The organism is Methylorubrum populi, assembly GCF_002355515.1.
Taxonomy (GTDB): Bacteria; Pseudomonadota; Alphaproteobacteria; order Rhizobiales; family Beijerinckiaceae; genus Methylobacterium; species Methylobacterium populi_A.
In genome coordinates this window covers 3,207,400-3,224,294 of sequence record NZ_AP014809.1, presented here as the reverse complement: position 1 = coordinate 3,224,294, position 16,895 = coordinate 3,207,400, and the positions used below count along the sequence as shown (strand labels likewise).

The 16,895-nt window shown below is 66.1% G+C and carries 13 protein-coding genes; 9 read left to right on the top strand and 4 right to left on the bottom strand.

What is annotated here, in order from left to right:
- Positions 1–200: 200 nt before the first annotated feature.
- The 8 genes from rimP to MPPM_RS14775 all read left to right on the top strand — a co-directional run bounded on the left by rimP (position 201) and on the right by MPPM_RS14775 (position 12,594).
- Complete coding sequence (gene rimP, locus MPPM_RS14810) at positions 201–956, top strand: ribosome maturation factor RimP (RefSeq protein WP_096485694.1); 756 nt, start codon at positions 201–203, stop codon at positions 954–956.
- Between the two features lie 98 nt (positions 957–1,054).
- Positions 1,055–2,707, top strand: a complete 1,653-nt coding sequence (gene nusA, locus MPPM_RS14805; protein WP_096485693.1) for a transcription termination factor NusA — start codon at positions 1,055–1,057, stop codon at positions 2,705–2,707.
- 29 nt (positions 2,708–2,736) lie between these two features.
- The gene (locus tag MPPM_RS14800) at positions 2,737–3,480 is read left to right on the top strand and encodes an RNA-binding protein (RefSeq protein WP_096487862.1); all 744 of its coding nucleotides are present in this window, start codon (positions 2,737–2,739) and stop codon (positions 3,478–3,480) included.
- A gap of 64 nt (positions 3,481–3,544) precedes the next feature.
- Positions 3,545–6,523: a translation initiation factor IF-2 gene (gene infB, locus MPPM_RS14795; RefSeq protein WP_096485692.1), complete on the top strand. Its 2,979-nt coding sequence runs from the start codon at positions 3,545–3,547 to the stop codon at positions 6,521–6,523.
- A 102-nt stretch (positions 6,524–6,625) separates the two neighbouring features.
- Complete coding sequence (gene rbfA / locus MPPM_RS14790; RefSeq protein WP_096485691.1) at positions 6,626–7,063, top strand: 30S ribosome-binding factor RbfA; 438 nt, start codon at positions 6,626–6,628, stop codon at positions 7,061–7,063.
- 120 nt (positions 7,064–7,183) lie between these two features.
- Positions 7,184–8,209, top strand: a complete 1,026-nt coding sequence (gene truB, locus MPPM_RS14785) for a tRNA pseudouridine(55) synthase TruB (protein WP_096485690.1) — start codon at positions 7,184–7,186, stop codon at positions 8,207–8,209.
- A gap of 159 nt (positions 8,210–8,368) precedes the next feature.
- A complete protein-coding gene (locus MPPM_RS14780; protein WP_096485689.1) occupies positions 8,369–10,048 on the top strand; it encodes a methyl-accepting chemotaxis protein in 1,680 nt (559 codons plus the stop codon).
- A 392-nt stretch (positions 10,049–10,440) separates the two neighbouring features.
- Entirely contained in the window at positions 10,441–12,594 is a 2,154-nt protein-coding gene (locus tag MPPM_RS14775; RefSeq protein ID WP_096485688.1) for a tetratricopeptide repeat protein, read from the top strand.
- A 207-nt stretch (positions 12,595–12,801) separates the two neighbouring features.
- On the opposite strand, the gene MPPM_RS14770 is transcribed toward MPPM_RS14775, so the two are convergent.
- Positions 12,802–13,452: an acetyltransferase gene (locus tag MPPM_RS14770; protein WP_096485687.1), complete on the bottom strand. Its 651-nt coding sequence runs from the start codon at positions 13,450–13,452 to the stop codon at positions 12,802–12,804.
- A 318-nt stretch (positions 13,453–13,770) separates the two neighbouring features.
- Between MPPM_RS14770 and MPPM_RS14765 the strand changes: the two genes are divergently transcribed.
- The gene (locus MPPM_RS14765; RefSeq protein ID WP_096485686.1) at positions 13,771–14,919 is read left to right on the top strand and encodes an aromatic ring-hydroxylating oxygenase subunit alpha; all 1,149 of its coding nucleotides are present in this window, start codon (positions 13,771–13,773) and stop codon (positions 14,917–14,919) included.
- Here MPPM_RS14765 and MPPM_RS14760 read toward each other — a convergent pair.
- From MPPM_RS14760 to MPPM_RS14750, 3 genes are read right to left on the bottom strand one after another with little or no spacing between them, the layout of a single operon-like run.
- The gene (locus tag MPPM_RS14760; RefSeq protein WP_096485685.1) at positions 14,848–15,609 is read right to left on the bottom strand and encodes an SDR family NAD(P)-dependent oxidoreductase; all 762 of its coding nucleotides are present in this window, start codon (positions 15,607–15,609) and stop codon (positions 14,848–14,850) included. The genes MPPM_RS14765 and MPPM_RS14760 overlap by 72 nt on opposite strands.
- Positions 15,606–16,652, bottom strand: a complete 1,047-nt coding sequence (locus tag MPPM_RS14755) for a 3-oxoacyl-ACP synthase III family protein (RefSeq protein ID WP_096485684.1) — start codon at positions 16,650–16,652, stop codon at positions 15,606–15,608. Before MPPM_RS14755 ends, MPPM_RS14760 begins: the two co-directional genes overlap by 4 nt.
- Positions 16,653–16,886, bottom strand: coding sequence for an acyl carrier protein (locus tag MPPM_RS14750; RefSeq protein ID WP_096487861.1), 234 nt, complete (start codon positions 16,884–16,886; stop codon positions 16,653–16,655). It abuts the gene before it with no gap.
- Between the last annotated feature and the right edge of the window lie 9 nt (positions 16,887–16,895).

Genomic DNA, 16,895 nt, shown 5'->3' with positions numbered 1-16,895 from the left:
GAGGCTGCGGATCGCGCGTCGAAGCGCTTGAATTCGCGTCCCGCCGGGGTTAAGTCACGGCTCAACATTTCTGGTGCAGTCGATAGGCTGCTTGCGGGAGTGGGCCCCCCGGGGTCCGCTCTTTTTTATTTCCGCAAGCACCTCCTGCACCCGAATTGCCAAGCTCAAACCCCGATCGAGACTTGCCGGAAAACCACAGCATGGCGGAGCCCACCGAGAAACGTCTTGTCAGCGAGACCGGCGTCGCCGCGCGCGTCGCCCAGATCGTCGAGGGACCGATCGAGGGCCTCGGCTTCCGGCTGGTGCGGGTGAAGATCTCGAACACCAACGGCTGCACCGTGCAGATCATGGCCGAGCGGCCCGACGGGACGATGGGCGTCGACGAGTGCGAGACGGTGAGCCGCGCGATCTCGCCGATCCTCGACCTCGAGGATCCGGTCGGCGGCGCCTACTATCTCGAGATCTCCTCGCCCGGCATCGACCGGCCGCTGGTGCGCGTCTCCGATTTCGAGCGCTGGGCCGGCTACGAGGCCAAGGTGGAGCTTGCGGTGCCGATGGACGGGCGCAAGCGCTTCCGCGGCATCCTCGGTGTGCCGAGCGCCGACGGCGCCACGGTGCCGATCGACCTGCCCGACGTGAAGCCCGGCCTGCCGAGCCGCATCGACCTGCCGCTGCGCGATCTCGGCGAGGCGCATCTCGTCCTCACCGACGACCTGATTCGCGAATCGCTGCGCCGCGGCTCCGCTCCGCCGCAGGACGGCGAGGAGGTGGACGACGAGGAGGGCGAGGAGCCGGAGGACGAGGCGCCGCAGGTGCGCTTCATCCCGCAGCCGAAGCGGCCCAAGCCCAAGGCTGACAAGAAGTCGGACAAGCCGGTGAAGGCCAAGAAGCCCAGGCCCGGCGGCGGCATCGTCACCAAGGCGGCCCGCCTCAAGAACCGCGACACGTTGCACTGACTTTCCCGCGCCCTCGTCCCGTAGGGCCGGCGCGCGACCTGAAAACAAGCTCTGCAAGTACGACTGCAAAAGTACGACTGAAGGAAGGACCAGGAACCATGGCCGTCGTCAGCGCCAACCGGCTCGAACTCCTGCAGATCGCCGACGCGGTGGCCCGCGAGAAGGTGATCGACCGCCAGATCGTCATCGAGGCGATGGAAGAGGCGATCGCCAAGGCGGCCCGCTCGCGCTACGGCGCCGAGACCGACGTTCACGCCGAGATCGATCCGAAGAGCGGCGCGCTGCGCCTGTCGCGTCACCTGCTCGTTGTCGATCAGGTCGAGAACGATGCCCGCGAGATCACCCTCGATCAGGCCCGCCGCTACAATCCCGGCGCGCTCGTCGGCGACGTGATCTCCGACACCCTGCCGCCCTTCGATTTCGGCCGCGTCGCCGCGCAATCGGCCAAGCAGGTCATCGTGCAGAAGGTGCGCGATGCCGAGCGCGCCCGCCAGTACGACGAGTACAAGGACCGAATCGGCGAGATCCTCAACGGTGTCGTCAAGCGCGTGGAATACGGCAACGTCATCGTCGATCTCGGCCGTGGCGAAGGCATCGTGCGCCGTGACGAGATGATCCCGCGCGAAACCTTCCGCCCCGGCGACCGCATCCGCGCCTACCTGTTCGATGTTCGCTCGGAAGTGCGCGGGCCGCAGATCTTCCTCTCGCGCTCGCACCCGCAATTCATGGCCAAGCTCTTCGGCCAGGAAGTGCCGGAGATCTACGACGGCATCGTCGAAGTGAAGGCGGTGGCCCGCGATCCGGGCTCGCGCGCCAAGATCGCGGTGATCTCCCGCGATTCCTCGATCGACCCCGTCGGCGCCTGCGTCGGCATGCGCGGCTCCCGCGTCCAGGCGGTGGTCGGCGAATTGCAGGGCGAGAAGATCGACATCATCCCGTGGTCGGAGGATCAGGCGACCTTCATCGTCAACGCGCTCCAGCCGGCCGAGGTCGTGAAGGTGGTGCTCGACGAGGAGGCCGACCGCATCGAGGTGGTCGTGCCGGACGACCAGCTCTCGCTCGCCATCGGCCGTCGCGGCCAGAACGTGCGGCTGGCCTCGCAGCTCACCGGCTGGGACATCGACATCCTGACCGAGGCCGAGGAGTCGGAGCGCCGCCAGAAGGAATTCGCCGAGCGCACGCAAGTGTTCATGGAGGCCCTCGACGTCGACGAGACCGTCGGCCAGCTTCTCGCGGCGGAAGGGTTCCGCAACGTCGAGGAGATTGCCTATGTCGATGTGGCGGAACTCTCCAACATCCAGGGTCTCGACGAAGAGACCGGTGCCGAGATCCAGGCCCGCGCCCAGGATTACCTCGCCCGCATCGAGCAAGAGCAGGACGACCGCCGCCGCGAGCTCGGCGTCGAGGACGAACTGCGCGAGATCGACGGCATCACCACGGCGATGATGGTGGCGCTCGGCGAGAACGAGGTGAAGACCGTCGAGGATCTCGCCGGCTGCGCCACCGACGACCTCGTCGGCTACACCGAGGGCCGCGGCCCCGAGGCCGTGCGCCATGCCGGCTACCTCGACGGCTTCGAACTGTCGCGGGCCGAGGCCGAGGCGCTGATCATGGCCGCCCGTCTGAAGGCCGGCTGGATCGAATCGCTGCCGGAGCCGGAAGGCGAGACGGCCGAGGGTGAAGCGGAAGAGGGCGAGGCCGCCGATGGCGAGTCGACCGAGGCGGCTGCGGCCGAGCCGCAGCAGGCCTGAGCCGGGAGCGACACGGGACGGTGCAGGACATGATCGCGCGAGGCGAAGCGGACGGCGAAGCGGACGCGGCCGGCCCGGAACTCGACCGCGGCCCCGGCCGCGGCCGGGAGCCCGTGCGCACCTGCATCGTCACCCGCATCGCACAACCGCCCGCGGCGATGATCCGCTTCGTCCTGGGACCGGACGGCGCGGTGGTGCCGGACCTGCGCAGCCGTCTGCCGGGCCGCGGCGCGTGGCTCACGGCCACCCGTGCCACGGTCGAGGCGGCGGTGAAGCGCCGCGCCTTCCATCGCGCCTTCAAGACCAGCGATGTGAAGGCTCCGCCGAACCTCGCCGATCAGGTTGCGGAGGGCTTGCGCACGGATTTGCGGCAGGCGCTGGCGCTCGCCAATAAGGCCGGCTGCGTGGTGACCGGTTTCGGTAAAGTTGAGTCGGCGATCCTCGGTGCCGCGGGGGTCGCGGGCCTGATTCATGCCAGCGATGCCGCTGCGGACGGGCGCCGCAAGCTCGCTGCCGCCTTGCGGCGCCGCTACGGCGATGCCATATCGGTTATTCCCGTTGTCGATGACCTGTCCAACACCGAATTGGACATGGCATTGGGCCGGGATCATGTGATACACGCTGCCCTCATCGCGGGAGCCGGCACCACCGGCTATCTCGCGCGTTGGCGTCGGTTCCGCACCTTCGAGGGTATGGCGTCGGCGTCCGAGGAGGACGCCCCGCTCTCTGCTGGCGCGACCGCCTTCGATTCGCACGACGACGAAATGAAATGACACTCGGCCGGGCATGCCCGCCGCCGGCCGATGGGACGATGGAAGCCCTCAGGGTTCAGACTGAATGAGCGATACGAACAATCCGGGTGACAAGACGCAGACCAGAGCTCCCGCGAAGCCGTTGACGCTGAAGCGCCCGGTCGAGCAGGGAACGGTGCGTCAGAGCTTCTCCCACGGGCGGTCGAAATCCGTCGTGGTCGAGACGGTGAAGCGGCGCACGATCGGCGCCGCGCCCGGAACGGTCGCGCCCCGTGAGCCCGCCGCAGCGCCCCCGCCGCGTCCTGCCTCCGTCGCGCCCGCTCCCGCTGCGGCGGCACGTCCCGCCGGCCGCAGCGCCTCGGGCGTGGTGCTGCGCACCCTGAGTGAGCAGGAGCGGGATGCCCGCGCCGCCGCCCTGGCCGACGCGCAGCGCCGCGAGGCTGAGGCCCGTGCGCGGGCCGAGGCCGAGGTGAAGGCCCGCCGCGATCGCGAGGAAGCCGAGCGCCGTGAGCGCGAGGCCGCCGAGGCCCGCCGCCGCGAGGAGGAGGAGCGTCGCCGCCAGGAGGACGAACTCCGCCGCAAGGCCGCCGAGGACTCCCGCCGCCGCGCGGCCGAGGAAGAGGCAGCCCGCGCCGCAGCAGCACCGGCCGTCGAAGCTCCGACGGAAGCGCCGGCTGCGGCTCCTCCGGTTCAGGCTTCGGACGCTGCGCCGGCCGCCGCGCCGACGCCTGCCCCGGCTGCCCGCCCGGCCCCTGCCCCTGCCCGCCCCGCGGCAGCTTCGCCGACGGCTCGTCCGGGCGCGGCGCCGCAACGTCCGGCCGCATCCGCTGCGCGTTCGGGGGCGACCGGCGCGCGCCCGGCGCCGACGGCCGCCCGTCCCGCGGCACCTCAGCCGCTTGCCGAGCCGCGCCGTACCATTACCGCGGACGTGAAGAAGCCGCGCGACCTGAACTTCATGGCCCGGCCGGCCCCCGCGCCGGAGCCGGAGAAGGCGCCGAGCCCGACCACCGCCGCCCGTCCTGCGGGTACCGCGGCGCGTCCCGCCGCCCGTCCCGGTGCGGCTGCGGCCGAGGACGAGTCGGACACCAAGAGGGTGATCCGCCGCCCCGGCATGCCGCTGAAGATCATCACGCCGCCCAAGACGCCGAAGTCGCCGGGCGGCGATCGTAACCGCGGCCGCCTCACCATCGCCAACGCTACGGCGGGCGAGGATGAGCGCACCCGCTCCGTCGCCTCCTTCCGTCGCCGCCAGCAGCGCATGAGCGGCCACCGGCACGAGGAGCCCAAGGAGAAGATCGCCCGCGACGTGACAATTCCTGAGACGATCACCATCCAAGAACTCGCCAACCGCATGTCCGAACGTGCGGTCGACGTGATCCGTCTGCTAATGAAGCAGGGCCAGATCCACAAGATCACCGACGTGATCGACTCGGACACCGCCCAACTCATCGCCGAGGAGATGGGCCACACCGTCCGCCGCGTCGCCGAGTCGGACGTCGAGGAGGGTCTGACCTCCGATGAGCCGGATCTGGAGGAGGATCTGGAGCCGCGTCCGCCGGTCGTGACGATCATGGGTCACGTCGACCACGGGAAGACCTCGCTGCTCGATGCGATCCGTGCGGCGAACGTGGTCGAGGGCGAGGCCGGAGGCATCACCCAGCACATCGGCGCCTATCAGGTGGCAGCGCCTTCGGGCGACCTCATCACCTTCATCGACACTCCCGGCCACGCGGCCTTCACCTCTATGCGCGCCCGCGGCGCCAAGGTGACGGACATCGTCGTGATCGTGGTGGCGGCCGATGACGGCGTGATGCCCCAGACCGTCGAGGCGATTCAGCACGCCAAGGCGGCCGGCGTCCCGATGATCATTGCCATCAACAAGATCGACAAGGCGGACGCGAACCCGCAACGGGTCCGCACCGAGCTGCTGCAGCACGACATCCAAGTGGAGTCGATGGGCGGCGAGACCCTCGAATTCGAGGTCTCGGCCAAGACCGGCGACGGTCTGCCCGAGCTTCTCGAGGGTCTGCAGCTCCAGGCCGAGATCATGAACCTGCGCGCCAACGAGAAGCGCGACGGCGAGGGCACCGTGATCGAGGCGCAGCTCGACCGCGGCCGCGGCCCCGTCGCCACGGTTCTGGTCCAGCGCGGCACGCTGTTCACCGGCGACATCATCGTCGCCGGCGCCGAGTGGGGCCGCATCCGCGCCCTCATCGACGACACCGGCAAGCACATCCCCTATGCCGGCCCGTCGGTGCCGGTGGAGGTGCTGGGCTTCAACGGCACGCCGGATGCCGGCGACCGCGTGATCGTGGTGCCGAATGAGGCCCGCGCCCGCGAGGTCACCGAGTACCGTGCCCGGATCAAGCGCGAGCGCCTGAACGCCCGCACGGGTGGTGCCAACCGCTCGCTCGTCGACATGATGCGCGAGGCCAAGGAAGGCGCCAACCGCAAGGAGCTGCCGATCATCATCAAGGGTGATGTGCAGGGTTCGGTCGAGGCCATCGTCGGTGCACTGACCGCGCTCGGCAACGACGAGGTCGGCGTGCGCATCCTGCTCTCGGGTGTCGGCGGCATCACCGAGTCGGACATCACGCTCGCCAACGCCTCGAAGGCGGTGGTGATCGGCTTCAACGTCCGCGCCCACAAGGAAGCGCGCAACGCGGCCGAGCGGGACGGGACCGAGATCCGCTACTACAGCATCATCTACGACCTCGTGGACGACATCAAAGCCACGCTGTCGGGCATGCTGCCGCCGACGCTGCGCGAGGAGCGTCTCGGCGAGGCGCAGATCCTGCAGATCTTCGACGTGTCGAAGGTCGGCAAGATCGCCGGTTGCCGCGTCATGGAAGGCGTGGTCCAGCGCGGCGCCCATGTCCGCCTGCTGCGCAACGACGTGGTGATTCACGAGGGCAAGCTGGCTCAGCTCAAGCGCCTCAAGGACGACGCCAAGGAAGTCACGGCCGGCTACGAGTGCGGCATGTCCTTCCAGAACTACCAGGACATGCGCGTGGGCGATTTCATCGAGTGCTTCAACGTCGAGGAAATCAAGCGCACGCTCTGAGCGGCCTTCCCCTACCGCTCTTCCTAGCGGGGCCGCGGCGAAAGCTGCGGCCCCCTTTGTTTCCAGGCACCAGCCTGACGGTTCAGCGACGTCGATCAGCCGATGGCCCAAAAGCAGACTCCTTCCGGTCCCTCGCAGCGCCAGCAGCGCGTGGCCGAACTCGTGCGCCACGCGCTCGCCGAAGTGCTCCAGCGCGGCGACATCCAGGACCCGGTGCTCGGCTCGCACGTCGTCACCGTGCCCGAGGTGCGCATGTCGCCGGACCTCAAGCTCGCCACTGCCTACATCATGCCGCTCGGCGGTCAGGACGAGGCGCCGGTGATCGCCGCGCTCGACCGGCACAAGAAGATCCTTCGCCAGGAGGTGGCGCGGCGGGTGAATCTGAAATACGCCCCCGAGCTGCGCTTCCGCCGCGACGAGACATTCGACGAGGCGGCGCGCATCGACCAGCTCCTGCGGAGCGAGAAGGTCCAGCGGGATCTGGAAAGCGCCCCCCGCGAGGACGACGAGGCCGAACCGGATTCGCCCTCGCGCGATTGATGTTGATCCGGGCGGCCCGTTTCATGCCGCCTGTTCACCACCGACGGGCCGCCTGGCGGCCCCGTGACAGCCCCCATGACGGGACGACTCCCTCCAAAAAGCCCGTCGATCGAGGACAGGATGCAGGACGAAATTTCTTCCGAACGCGCGAGCGAGGCGCCCCAGGCACCGCGCGGCGACATGCGCCGGGACGGGCCGCCGCGGGGCGGTCGCCGTCCCCAGCGCGGCCGGCCGCGGCACGACCGGCCGAAGAAGAATGACGTGAGCGGCTGGGTGGTGCTCGACAAGGGCGTCGGCATCACCTCGACCCAGGCCGTGGCGGTGGTGAAGCGCCTGTTCAACGCCAAGAAGGCGGGCCATGCCGGCACCCTCGACCCCCTGGCTTCCGGCATCCTGCCGATCGCGCTGGGCGAGGCGACCAAGACCGTTCCGTTCGTGATGGATGGCCGCAAGGCCTACCGCTTCGAGGTCACCTGGGGCATCGAGACCGATACGGACGATGCGGAAGGTCGCCCGGTCGAGACGTCCGAGAACCGGCCGACCCGCGAGGCGATCGAGGCGGCACTGCCGTCCTTCGTCGGCGAGATCGAACAGGTGCCGCCGCGCTACTCCGCCATCAAGATCCAGGGCGAACGAGCCTACGATCTCGCCCGCGACGGCGAGGTGGTGGAACTGGTGGCCCGCGCGGTGCGTATCGACCATCTCTCCGTCATCGAGCATCACGGCGACCGCACCGTCATCGCCGCCGAATGCGGCAAGGGCACCTACGTTCGCGCGCTCGCCCGCGACCTCGGGCGCGTACTCGGCTGCTACGGCCACGTCTCGGCCCTGCGGCGTACCCGTGTCGGCCCGTTCGAGGAGGCGACGGCCTGCAGCGTCGCTGCGCTCGAGGAAAGCACGGAGATGCACCTCCACCCCGTCGAGACGGCTCTGGAAGAGATTCCCTCGGTAGCGGTCAGCCGCGACATGGGGCTTCGTCTCATGCGCGGCCAGCCGGTGATCCTGCGCGGGCACGACGCCCCGGTCGGCGGCAAAGCCTACGCGACCTGCGGCGGTGTTCTCGTCGCCGTCGGCGACGTCGAGCGCGGCGAACTGGTTCCTCACCGCGTGTTCCACCTTGGCGGGACGGCGCCTCAGAGGAATTGAGCGTAAACTGATCCGATGCGCTCGATCGTACAATCCGCGATCTCGAAAGATGATGCGGCGCATTCCTTGGAAAATCGAGAGTAGCCGGCTCCATTTAACCTGAGCTCAAGCACCGTCTTCCTAGAAGCCCGTCGACTCTACGGATCGGCGGGCTTTTTCATGCGCGTGTCTCTCGGCTTAAAGCTGGCCACGGTCGTCGGTCTTCTCGGTCTCGTCGGAGCCGGCATCTCGGCTTTCGCCCTGCGGCAAGCGTCGCAGGAGCAGGCTCGGTCCGCGCTCACCGAGTCGTTCTGGGAGGCCGGGCTCGAAGCGCGGGGTCTTGCCCAGGCGATCGAGCACGCAGTCGTGCAAGCAACCGCCGTCTACACCGCCTCCGACACGCAGGAGGCGCGGCAGCGGCTCTCGGCGCTTCAGACCGCACTCGGCGATGTCGATGCGGCACGCGGACCGTTTCTCTCCGCCATGGAAGGGCATCTTCCGCCGGAGAAGCGGCGTCGGCTCGATCTCGCGGTGAAGGAGTTCATCGCCTACCAGACCGAGACCGCCGATCTCGGCCTCTCGGTCTCGCCCCGCGCCGCCCTGATCCAGGCCAGCGACGAAGCGACGGTGAAGAACCGCGAGCGCATGGTCGCGGAGATCGGCGTGCTCGGCCACGACGTGCTCGGGCGCTTCGACGGCCAGCGCGTGGCGGCAGCGCAGGCACGGCATTTGGGCTTCGTTACCCTGATTGCGGTGCCCGCCGCGGCGCTGATCATCGCACTCGTTGCCGCGTTCTGGATCATCCGCACGCAGATCCAGCGCCCGCTGCACCGGCTGAAGGGGACGATGCAGGCGCTCGCCGACGACCAAAGCGAGGTGGCCGTGCCGTTTACGAACCGCCGCGACGAGGTCGGCGAGATGGCCCAAACCATCGCGAAGTTCCGGGCGGCGTTGATCGACAAGCGGGAGCTCGACCGCGCCGCCCGCGAGCGGCTGGCGGACGATGGCGCCCGCGCTACGCGGCTCGCGGCCGCGACACGGGACTTCGAGGACGAGACCCGGCGTGCGGTGGCCGATCTTGCGGGCTCGGCACAGGCGATGCGCGCCGCCGCCGACAGGCTGCGGGAGACGGCGGGCGATACCACCCTGCGCGCGGGAGAGGTGGCTGGAGCGTCCGAGCAATCCGCCGGCGTCGTCGACAGTATTGCGGGCGCCGCCGAGGAGTTGTCGGGCTCGGCTCGGAGCATCGGTGAACGGGTCCGCCACGCGAGCCGCATCGCCGAGACCGCACTGACCGATGCAAGCGGACTGGAGTCGACGGTGTGCGCTCTCTCGCGTGCAGCCGAAGAGGTCGGCGCCGTGGTGACACTGATCCGCGATGTCGCCGAGCAGACCAACCTTCTGGCCCTGAACGCGACCATCGAGGCCGCTCGGGCGGGCGAATCCGGGCGCGGCTTCGCCGTGGTGGCGGGCGAAGTGAAGGCGCTCGCCGGTCAGACCGCGGCGGCGACCGACCGGATCGCGGCCCAGGTCGCGGCGATCCAGCAGGCCGCCGGCAGCACCAGCAGCGCCATCGGCGAGATCGGGCAGACGATCGCGCAGCTCAGCCTCATCGCCGCCGAGGTCGCGGCGGCGGCCGAGCAGCAGGGCCGAGCCAGCCATGAGATCGCCCGCTCGATCGCGGGCGCAGCGGCGGATGCCCGCACGATCTCGGAGAACATCGCTGGCGTTCGCGCCGCCGCGGCATCCAGCGAGGCGCGCTCGGACGACGTCCGCTCCGGCGCTGAGCGCGTGGGAGAGGGCAGCGCGGCGGTGCAAGCAGCGATCGGGACGTTCCTGGCGCGGGTGCAGGCGGGCTGAACCGCGGCTGCCATCCCGGCTAGAGCATCATCCCGAAAGGTGGTTTGCGGCTTTCGGAAAAAGATGATGCAGAAACAAAAGCCTAGCGCACCCTCACCGGCGCCCACTCATCGCCGGACACGTCCGCCGATCAGGTTTTCGCAACGGAAATACAACCTATCATTGGAATATTTTTAATAGAGGCATTCTATATCTCATAATCTCGTCGCGCAGGTGCGATATGTTTCGATATCGATAAGCACCATCCGGTTTTTTACACGACAACGCTTTCACGCAAACATCACGGGGAGCTTTGCGCTTAGTCCTCTCCAAGCGGCCTGGAAGAGTGCCGATGTTAATCATTTGTTGACCATAGAGCCCCTACTTTTCTGCCTTCTCAGGGAGCGTCGGGTATGCGTGAACCTCGCAGGTTGCGGACGATCGAGCACGCTCATGCCGTGAATTCGATCGAGCGCACGCTCGCCAAGGCCATCGCCCACCGTACCGCCGGACGTTATGAGAAGGCCCGTCGCAACCTTCAGCGCGTGCTCGAAGAGGTGCCGCATCACGCGGGCACGCACCACGAGCTCGGCCTCCTGACCAGCAAAGTAGACGGACCCGGTCCGGCGGTCCCACACTTCGTAGCCGCCCTGCGAGCTGAACCCGAGAAGCCACGCTATTGGCTGGCACTGGCCGTAACGCTCCTCGTGCTGAATCGGCTCGACGAGGCGCATGCCCTGATGGATCGGTTTCGGAGTCGGGAGGTCGCCGACGATGAAACGCGTGCGGTCCTCAAGGATTTCGCCGACCATGCCTTCGCGCGCGGACAGGAGCGCTACAACGCAGGCGATCTCGCCACGGCGGAAACGCTGGCTGACCTCGTTATCAGCCTGGACGACACCCATGCCAACGCAACGCATCTCGCGGGCGCCGTCGCCGCGGGCAAGGGGCGGCACCAGCAAGCCTTCGACCTGTTCAGCATCGCGATCTATCGCGAGCCCGACAACGCCGCGTATTTCAGCAGTCTCGGTGCCGTCCTCATCACGCTGGGCGACAATGTCGGCGCCATCTCGGCTCTGGAGCGGGCGATCACTCTCGACCCCGACCTGGCGATTGCACACGCCAACCTGTCCGGCGTCTATCAGCGCATCAGCCGCCACGGCGCGGCCGTGACTCACGCGCGGCGTGCCGTCGCGCTCGATCCGGGCCTCGCCAACGCGCACAACAATCTCGGGTGCGGCCTGAAGAGCCTCGGCTATCTGCACGAGGCGATCGCGAGCTTCGATCGGGCGCTCACGGCAGATCCCGATCATGTTACAGCCCATTCCAACCGACTCTTCGCCAAGCTCTATACCGAGGGCGTTACGCACGCCGATTACGCCGCCGATGCACGCAGCTTCGGCGCACGCTTCGCCGATCCGCTGCTGCGGCGGCGTCCCTTCGCCAACGATCGCGATGCGGATCGGCCCCTGCGGATCGGGTTCGTCTCCGGTGACCTGTGCACTCACGCCGTCGCCCGCTTCATCGAGCCGTTGCTGCGCCACCTGGATCAGGCGCAATTCGAGGCGCGAGCCTACATGACGCAGGCGGCGGAAGATGCAGTTTCAGCGCATTTGCGGACCTTGTTCAGCGGCTGGCACAACATCGCCGGGCTCAGCGACGACGAGGCGGCCGATCTGATCGAGGCGGATGCGATCGACATCCTCGTCGACCTCTCGGGCCACAGTGCCGGTCACCGCTTGCTTGTCTTCGCTCGGAAGCCGGCGCCGGTTCAGGTCACGTGGATGGGCCACCCGGCGACCACGGGCTTGCGCGCCATCGATTACCGCCTGACCGATACCCGTCTCGACGTGCCCGGCCAGACGGAGAGCCTGCACACGGAGACGGTGTGGTGGCTGCCGGGTGTATCCGCCACCTACGAGGCGCATCGCGAAATCCCGCCCGTACGGGAGCGCCCGCCCTTCGAAGACAACGGCTTCATCACCTTCGGTGTCATGAACCGCTTCGAGAAAATCAGCGATTGCGCTTTCAAGACCTGGGCCGCCATCCTAGAGGCGCTTCCCGACGCGCGTCTGTTCATGGTCGTGGCCGATGTGGAGACGGCTGCCATTCGGGAACAGGTCTGTGCACGCCTATCGACGGCGGGAATACCGCTTGACCGGGTGCGGCTGCATCCCCGCGTCACGACGACATACTTCAATCTTTACCACGAGTTCGACATCGCCCTCGATTCATTCCCCTACAACGGTGGGACAACAAGCTGCGACACGCTCTGTATGGGTGTCCCGATCATCGCGCTGCGGGGGAGCTACGCGGTCTCGCGTGTCGGCTCATCGCTGCTGGATGCGATCGGACTGGGAGAACTTGTGGGCGACACGCCTGAGGATTATGCGACCCGCGCGCTGGAACTCGCACGCGATCCGGATCGCCTCCGCGCCATCCGTACGAACCTGCGTGAACGCATGTTCGCCGGTCCGGTCATGGACCATGAGCGCTTCGCACGGGATATGGGCGACGCTTTCCGCTCTATGTGGAAGGGTTGGATCGCGGCGCACCATCCCAAGTGAGCCAAGTGAAAATTTGGCGGTGGTGGCGTGGATGAGCTGATCTCTCGCAGAGCTCCAATACAGCACCACTCCGCGCGTGCATTGAGCAGCGCGACAATATGGATTTTTACAGGAGAATTAATGCCGGAAATTCGAAATTGTTCGTATAATAATATATTTAAAGCGTGATTCAATTAGAAATATTTAATATATAATTTTAGCCGCCGATTATTTTTTGGGATTCATTGAGAGTTGCTTGGCGGGAGCGGCGAACACCGTCGTGTTTGTTTTGACCGAGCGGACAACGATCGAGCCTGCCCCAATCGTCGCACCGTCGCCGATTGTCACCTTGGGCAACAGCCGTGCTCCCGAACCGATCATCACATCCTTGCCGATCCGCACATAGCCCGTGACATCGACCATCGAACTCAGCGTCGTGAACTCGCCACACACGCTGTCATGGCCGAAGCCCGAATAATTGTTCAGCGTCGCGAAACGCTCGATACGCGTATCGGGCAGCGCCATGGTATAGGGGCACATGATGACTCCCTCACCAATCGACGCCGTGCGCACGACCGTCGCGGTCGGATGGCGCAATGTCGCGAAGCGGGCGCCGCGTGTTTGAAGCAATTCGACGACGCGGCGTTTCTTGGCCGGTGCGCCCAACGCGACCACGAACAGATCGCCCGGTGTCGGCGTATAATTCTGCACGCTTGCAAGTCGGGGCAGTTCGTAGCCTGGCAGCTCCTGGACCACGTCATCAATATACCCGGCAAGGCGAGGCAGCGTTCCTGCTGCATGACAATCGCCCGCCCAAAAGTAGACTTCCCTTCCGAACCCACCGGCCCCGACCAGAATAAGGCGTTCGCGCGCTGCCATTTTGCCGGCCCTTCCTTGTCACTATGCGCCGCCCCGTAACGCGAGGGGCGAACGTCCGCATGCTCAGCTACGTTGATATGTCAGTATTGAATTTTACATCTTTGAGGGGAAATCTCTCAAATTGTTGACACGACGCGACTGAATGCGCTATCTTCTATGAAATATTGATCATCCTGAACCAGCTCACTGCTCCCTTCCCCTCGAGGTCGCGCGATGCGGGGTAGAAAAACTCCTTCGTCCTGGTCGCGGTCCAGCCTCGAAAGGGGGACGAGGATGTTGAGGGAGGTGTGAGAAGACGGGTTCGAAAACGAAACGCCGATGCTGCCTTGCGCAAATTACTACCGTCCCGAGACCCTCGCCGAGGAATTGGACGCTCTGTTCGATCCGCTCTGGCAATTCGGAGCCCTGGCAGGAGAACTCGCCTCGGATCGCGATTTCGTTTGTGTCGATTACAAAAACACGGCCGCCGTCCTGCAGAATTTCCGCGGTGAGATCCGGGCATTCGCCAATGTGTGCAGCCATCGGTTCAACCGTATCCAGCCGGGCGAGCGCGGCAACCGGCCGCTCACATGTAGCTATCACGGCTGGAGCTTCGACAGCACCGGTTTTCCGCACGGCATGCCACGCCGCGACGGATTTGTGCTCGATGATCGCGAGCGGTTATGCCTGACCGGTTACGAAGTTGAGACGTGTGGGATTTTCGTATTTTTTCGCAAGCGGAGCGGTGGGCCGTCTTTGCGGGAATATCTGGGAGCATTCTATCCATTACTCGAGCAGATCGGATCCTATTTCGGACCTGAAATCGATGCTGGAACTTCTCCGCACGCCGCAAATTGGAAGCTGCTCGTCGAGAATGTTCTCGAATGCTACCATTGCTCTGTCGTCCATCAGGACACCTTCGTGAAGACTCTAGGTATCGGAAGGGCAGGCATCGAGCAGGAACGTTTTGACGGACCGCATTCCAGTAGCCACTTCCCGCGCACAGCGACGGCCGGAGAGGCCCGGCGGCAGAAGGCGCTCGCCTACCTCGACACACGCGCCTTCACCCACGACTCCTTCTTTCACATTCACATCTTTCCCAACCTGTTCATCTCATCGACGCAAGGGCTATCATTCTATGTCGGCAACGCTCTGCCTGTGTCGGCGACCGAGACCCGGCTGCGCTTTCGGCTGTTCGAACCGAAGCTCGACCTGACTCGGGCGCAGCGAGCGGCACAGGATATGATCAACCAATCGGGTAAAGCGCTCGGGCGCGCGGTGATCGAGGAGGACCGCGCGATCCTGGAGAATGTCCAGCGGGGCGTCGAGTTATCGGAGAAGCCCGGTGTGATCGGCCGCGACGAAATCCGGATCGCCGCGTTCATGCGCGCCTACACGCACCTCATGGGTGGCGGCTCACTTGGCAGTATACCCCCCGTCGACGACCATGTTGCTGCCTGTGATCCAACGCGAAGCATCGCTGAGTAGAAACATCGCAGCATGGGCGATATCGTCGGGCCGTCCAAAGCCGAGCATGTGCAGCGCCTCGTAGTTCCTCACCATTTCGCTGCCGACCGATTCGGTGAAATCACGGTGCATGGCCGTGTCGATCCCGCCAGCAACGATTGAATTCACCCGGATGCGACGATCAGCCATCTCCGCAGCCAGCACCCGCACCATGCCGTCCACGGCGGCCTTGGCGGCCGAATAAGCGCTCATGCCGGGACGCCCACGCATCGACGACACCGACGACATGAACACGAGGGATCCGCCGTCTCCCACGACGGCCTTCTTGGAGGCCGCCCGAGCGACTCCGAAAGCGCCGCGTACACCCGCCGCGAAGACGTCGTCGATATGGCGGTTCTTGGTGGCCCGGGCCGGAAGGATCAACGCCGTGCCCGCCGAATGAAAAATGCCGTCGAAACGGCCGTGCCGCTTGGCGATCTCCTGAACGAGGTCTGCCGTCGCCTCGGCGTCGCTAAGGTCGGCGGGATGGCAGGAGTGGTCGCTGCCAATGAGCAGGGCAGCCGTCGCGGCAAGTCGTTCGGTGCTGCGGCCGATCAGCGCCACCCGCGCCCCGGCCTCCGCCAGCCGCACCGCCGTATGCTGACCAATTCCCGATGAGGCTCCGGTGATGAGGACGTGACGTCCCTCGAACGCTTCGCGGGAGAAAATCACAGCGAAATCGTCTCACAGCAGCGGAGCGGACCGATCCGCATCGAGGCCGCAGCCCACGAGTAGCCGACCCCGAAGCCGAACAGGGCGACGTGGCGGTCACCCGTCGTCAGTTCGTCCCTCCGATCGGTCGTCATGAGCAGCGGCAAGGTTGCGCTGCTGGTGTTGCCGTAGCGGTCGATGTTGATCGGCACTTTCTCCGGCGGCAGCTTCGCCTTCTTTGCGAGGTGACGGATCATGAACGCGTTTGCCTGATGGAGGAGGAACATATCGTAATCCTCGACGCCTTGGCCCGCGGCAGCCATGGTGTCCCTGACCAGCAACGGCACGGCCTTGAGCGTGAAGTTGAACACCTCACCGCCATCCATGAACAGCTTATCGAGTTGATGGCCCTCCCATCGGCCGGTGGCCTCGCGCTTGCGGAAAGCACCCTGGGCGACGATGAGGTTGTCGGCCCCCTGGCCGTCGGTGCCCAGGATGAACCAAGAGGGATCAGCCTCGGGAACGGTCGCCTCGATCGCGGTCACGGTTCCGGCATCGCCGAATAAAAGGGCGGTGCCGCGATCGTCGGGATCGTTCATGATGCTGCTGGTGTCGCCGACCGCGAGGAGGATCCGCTTGGCCGCGCCGGTCTGCACCATCATCATCGCCATCCACAGACCGTAGGGGTAACCCGAGCAGCCGAGAGACACGTCGAAGGCGAGAATGCCGGTGCGTAGGCCGAGTCGATGCTGCAGCACGCAGGATGTCGCCGGCAGCCGGTAATCCGGCGTCTGCGTGACGAAGATGATGCCGTCTACGCTACCGCGCTCCCAGTCGAGACGATCAAGCAAGCATTCGGCGGCGGCGGCACACAGGTCGGAGGTTGTGACGTTGTCCTCGACCCAATAGCGGGTCCTGACACCGGTCATCTTGACCACTTCGTGGACCTTGTCGCCGAACCGATCGAGAAAATACTCGTTCTCGATCCGACGCGGTGGCAGACAGGAGACGATCCCGGCGATCCGGGATCCTGACGTGCGCGCCGTCTGGCCGCTCGATGCCATTTACGCCCCGCTCTCGGTCTGGCGCGCTGCAATCAAGCGGTCAATGTCGCCGACCGTCTCGCACGCAGCAAGGGCAGTAGCGTTGACCGCCTTGTCATACTGTTCATCGATCAGGGCAATGGTGGAGACTACAGCCAACGAGTCCCACGACGTGTTCTCAAGGCGTAAGTCGGGCGTCACTTGGTCCGGTTCGATCTCCAGGATCTCAGCCAGTTCTTCGTAAAAGCTGCTCATTGTCATTCC

Bases quoted from the DNA above. Each gene is read 5' to 3' on its own strand.
- rbfA (WP_096485691.1), top strand. From the start codon at position 6,626: ATGGCCCAAAAGCAGACTCCTTCCGGTCCCTCGCAGCGCCAGCAGCGC.
- MPPM_RS14765 (WP_096485686.1), top strand. From the start codon at position 13,771: ATGCTGCCTTGCGCAAATTACTACCGTCCCGAGACCCTCGCCGAGGAA.
- MPPM_RS14750 (WP_096487861.1), bottom strand. From the start codon at position 16,886: ATGAGCAGCTTTTACGAAGAACTGGCTGAGATCCTGGAGATCGAACCG.
- MPPM_RS14775 (WP_096485688.1), top strand. From the start codon at position 10,441: ATGCGTGAACCTCGCAGGTTGCGGACGATCGAGCACGCTCATGCCGTG.
- rimP (WP_096485694.1), top strand. From the start codon at position 201: ATGGCGGAGCCCACCGAGAAACGTCTTGTCAGCGAGACCGGCGTCGCC.
- MPPM_RS14755 (WP_096485684.1), bottom strand. From the start codon at position 16,652: ATGGCATCGAGCGGCCAGACGGCGCGCACGTCAGGATCCCGGATCGCC.
- MPPM_RS14800 (WP_096487862.1), top strand. From the start codon at position 2,737: ATGATCGCGCGAGGCGAAGCGGACGGCGAAGCGGACGCGGCCGGCCCG.
- MPPM_RS14770 (WP_096485687.1), bottom strand. From the start codon at position 13,452: ATGGCAGCGCGCGAACGCCTTATTCTGGTCGGGGCCGGTGGGTTCGGA.
- infB (WP_096485692.1), top strand. From the start codon at position 3,545: ATGAGCGATACGAACAATCCGGGTGACAAGACGCAGACCAGAGCTCCC.
- truB (WP_096485690.1), top strand. From the start codon at position 7,184: ATGCAGGACGAAATTTCTTCCGAACGCGCGAGCGAGGCGCCCCAGGCA.
- nusA (WP_096485693.1), top strand. From the start codon at position 1,055: ATGGCCGTCGTCAGCGCCAACCGGCTCGAACTCCTGCAGATCGCCGAC.
- MPPM_RS14780 (WP_096485689.1), top strand. From the start codon at position 8,369: ATGCGCGTGTCTCTCGGCTTAAAGCTGGCCACGGTCGTCGGTCTTCTC.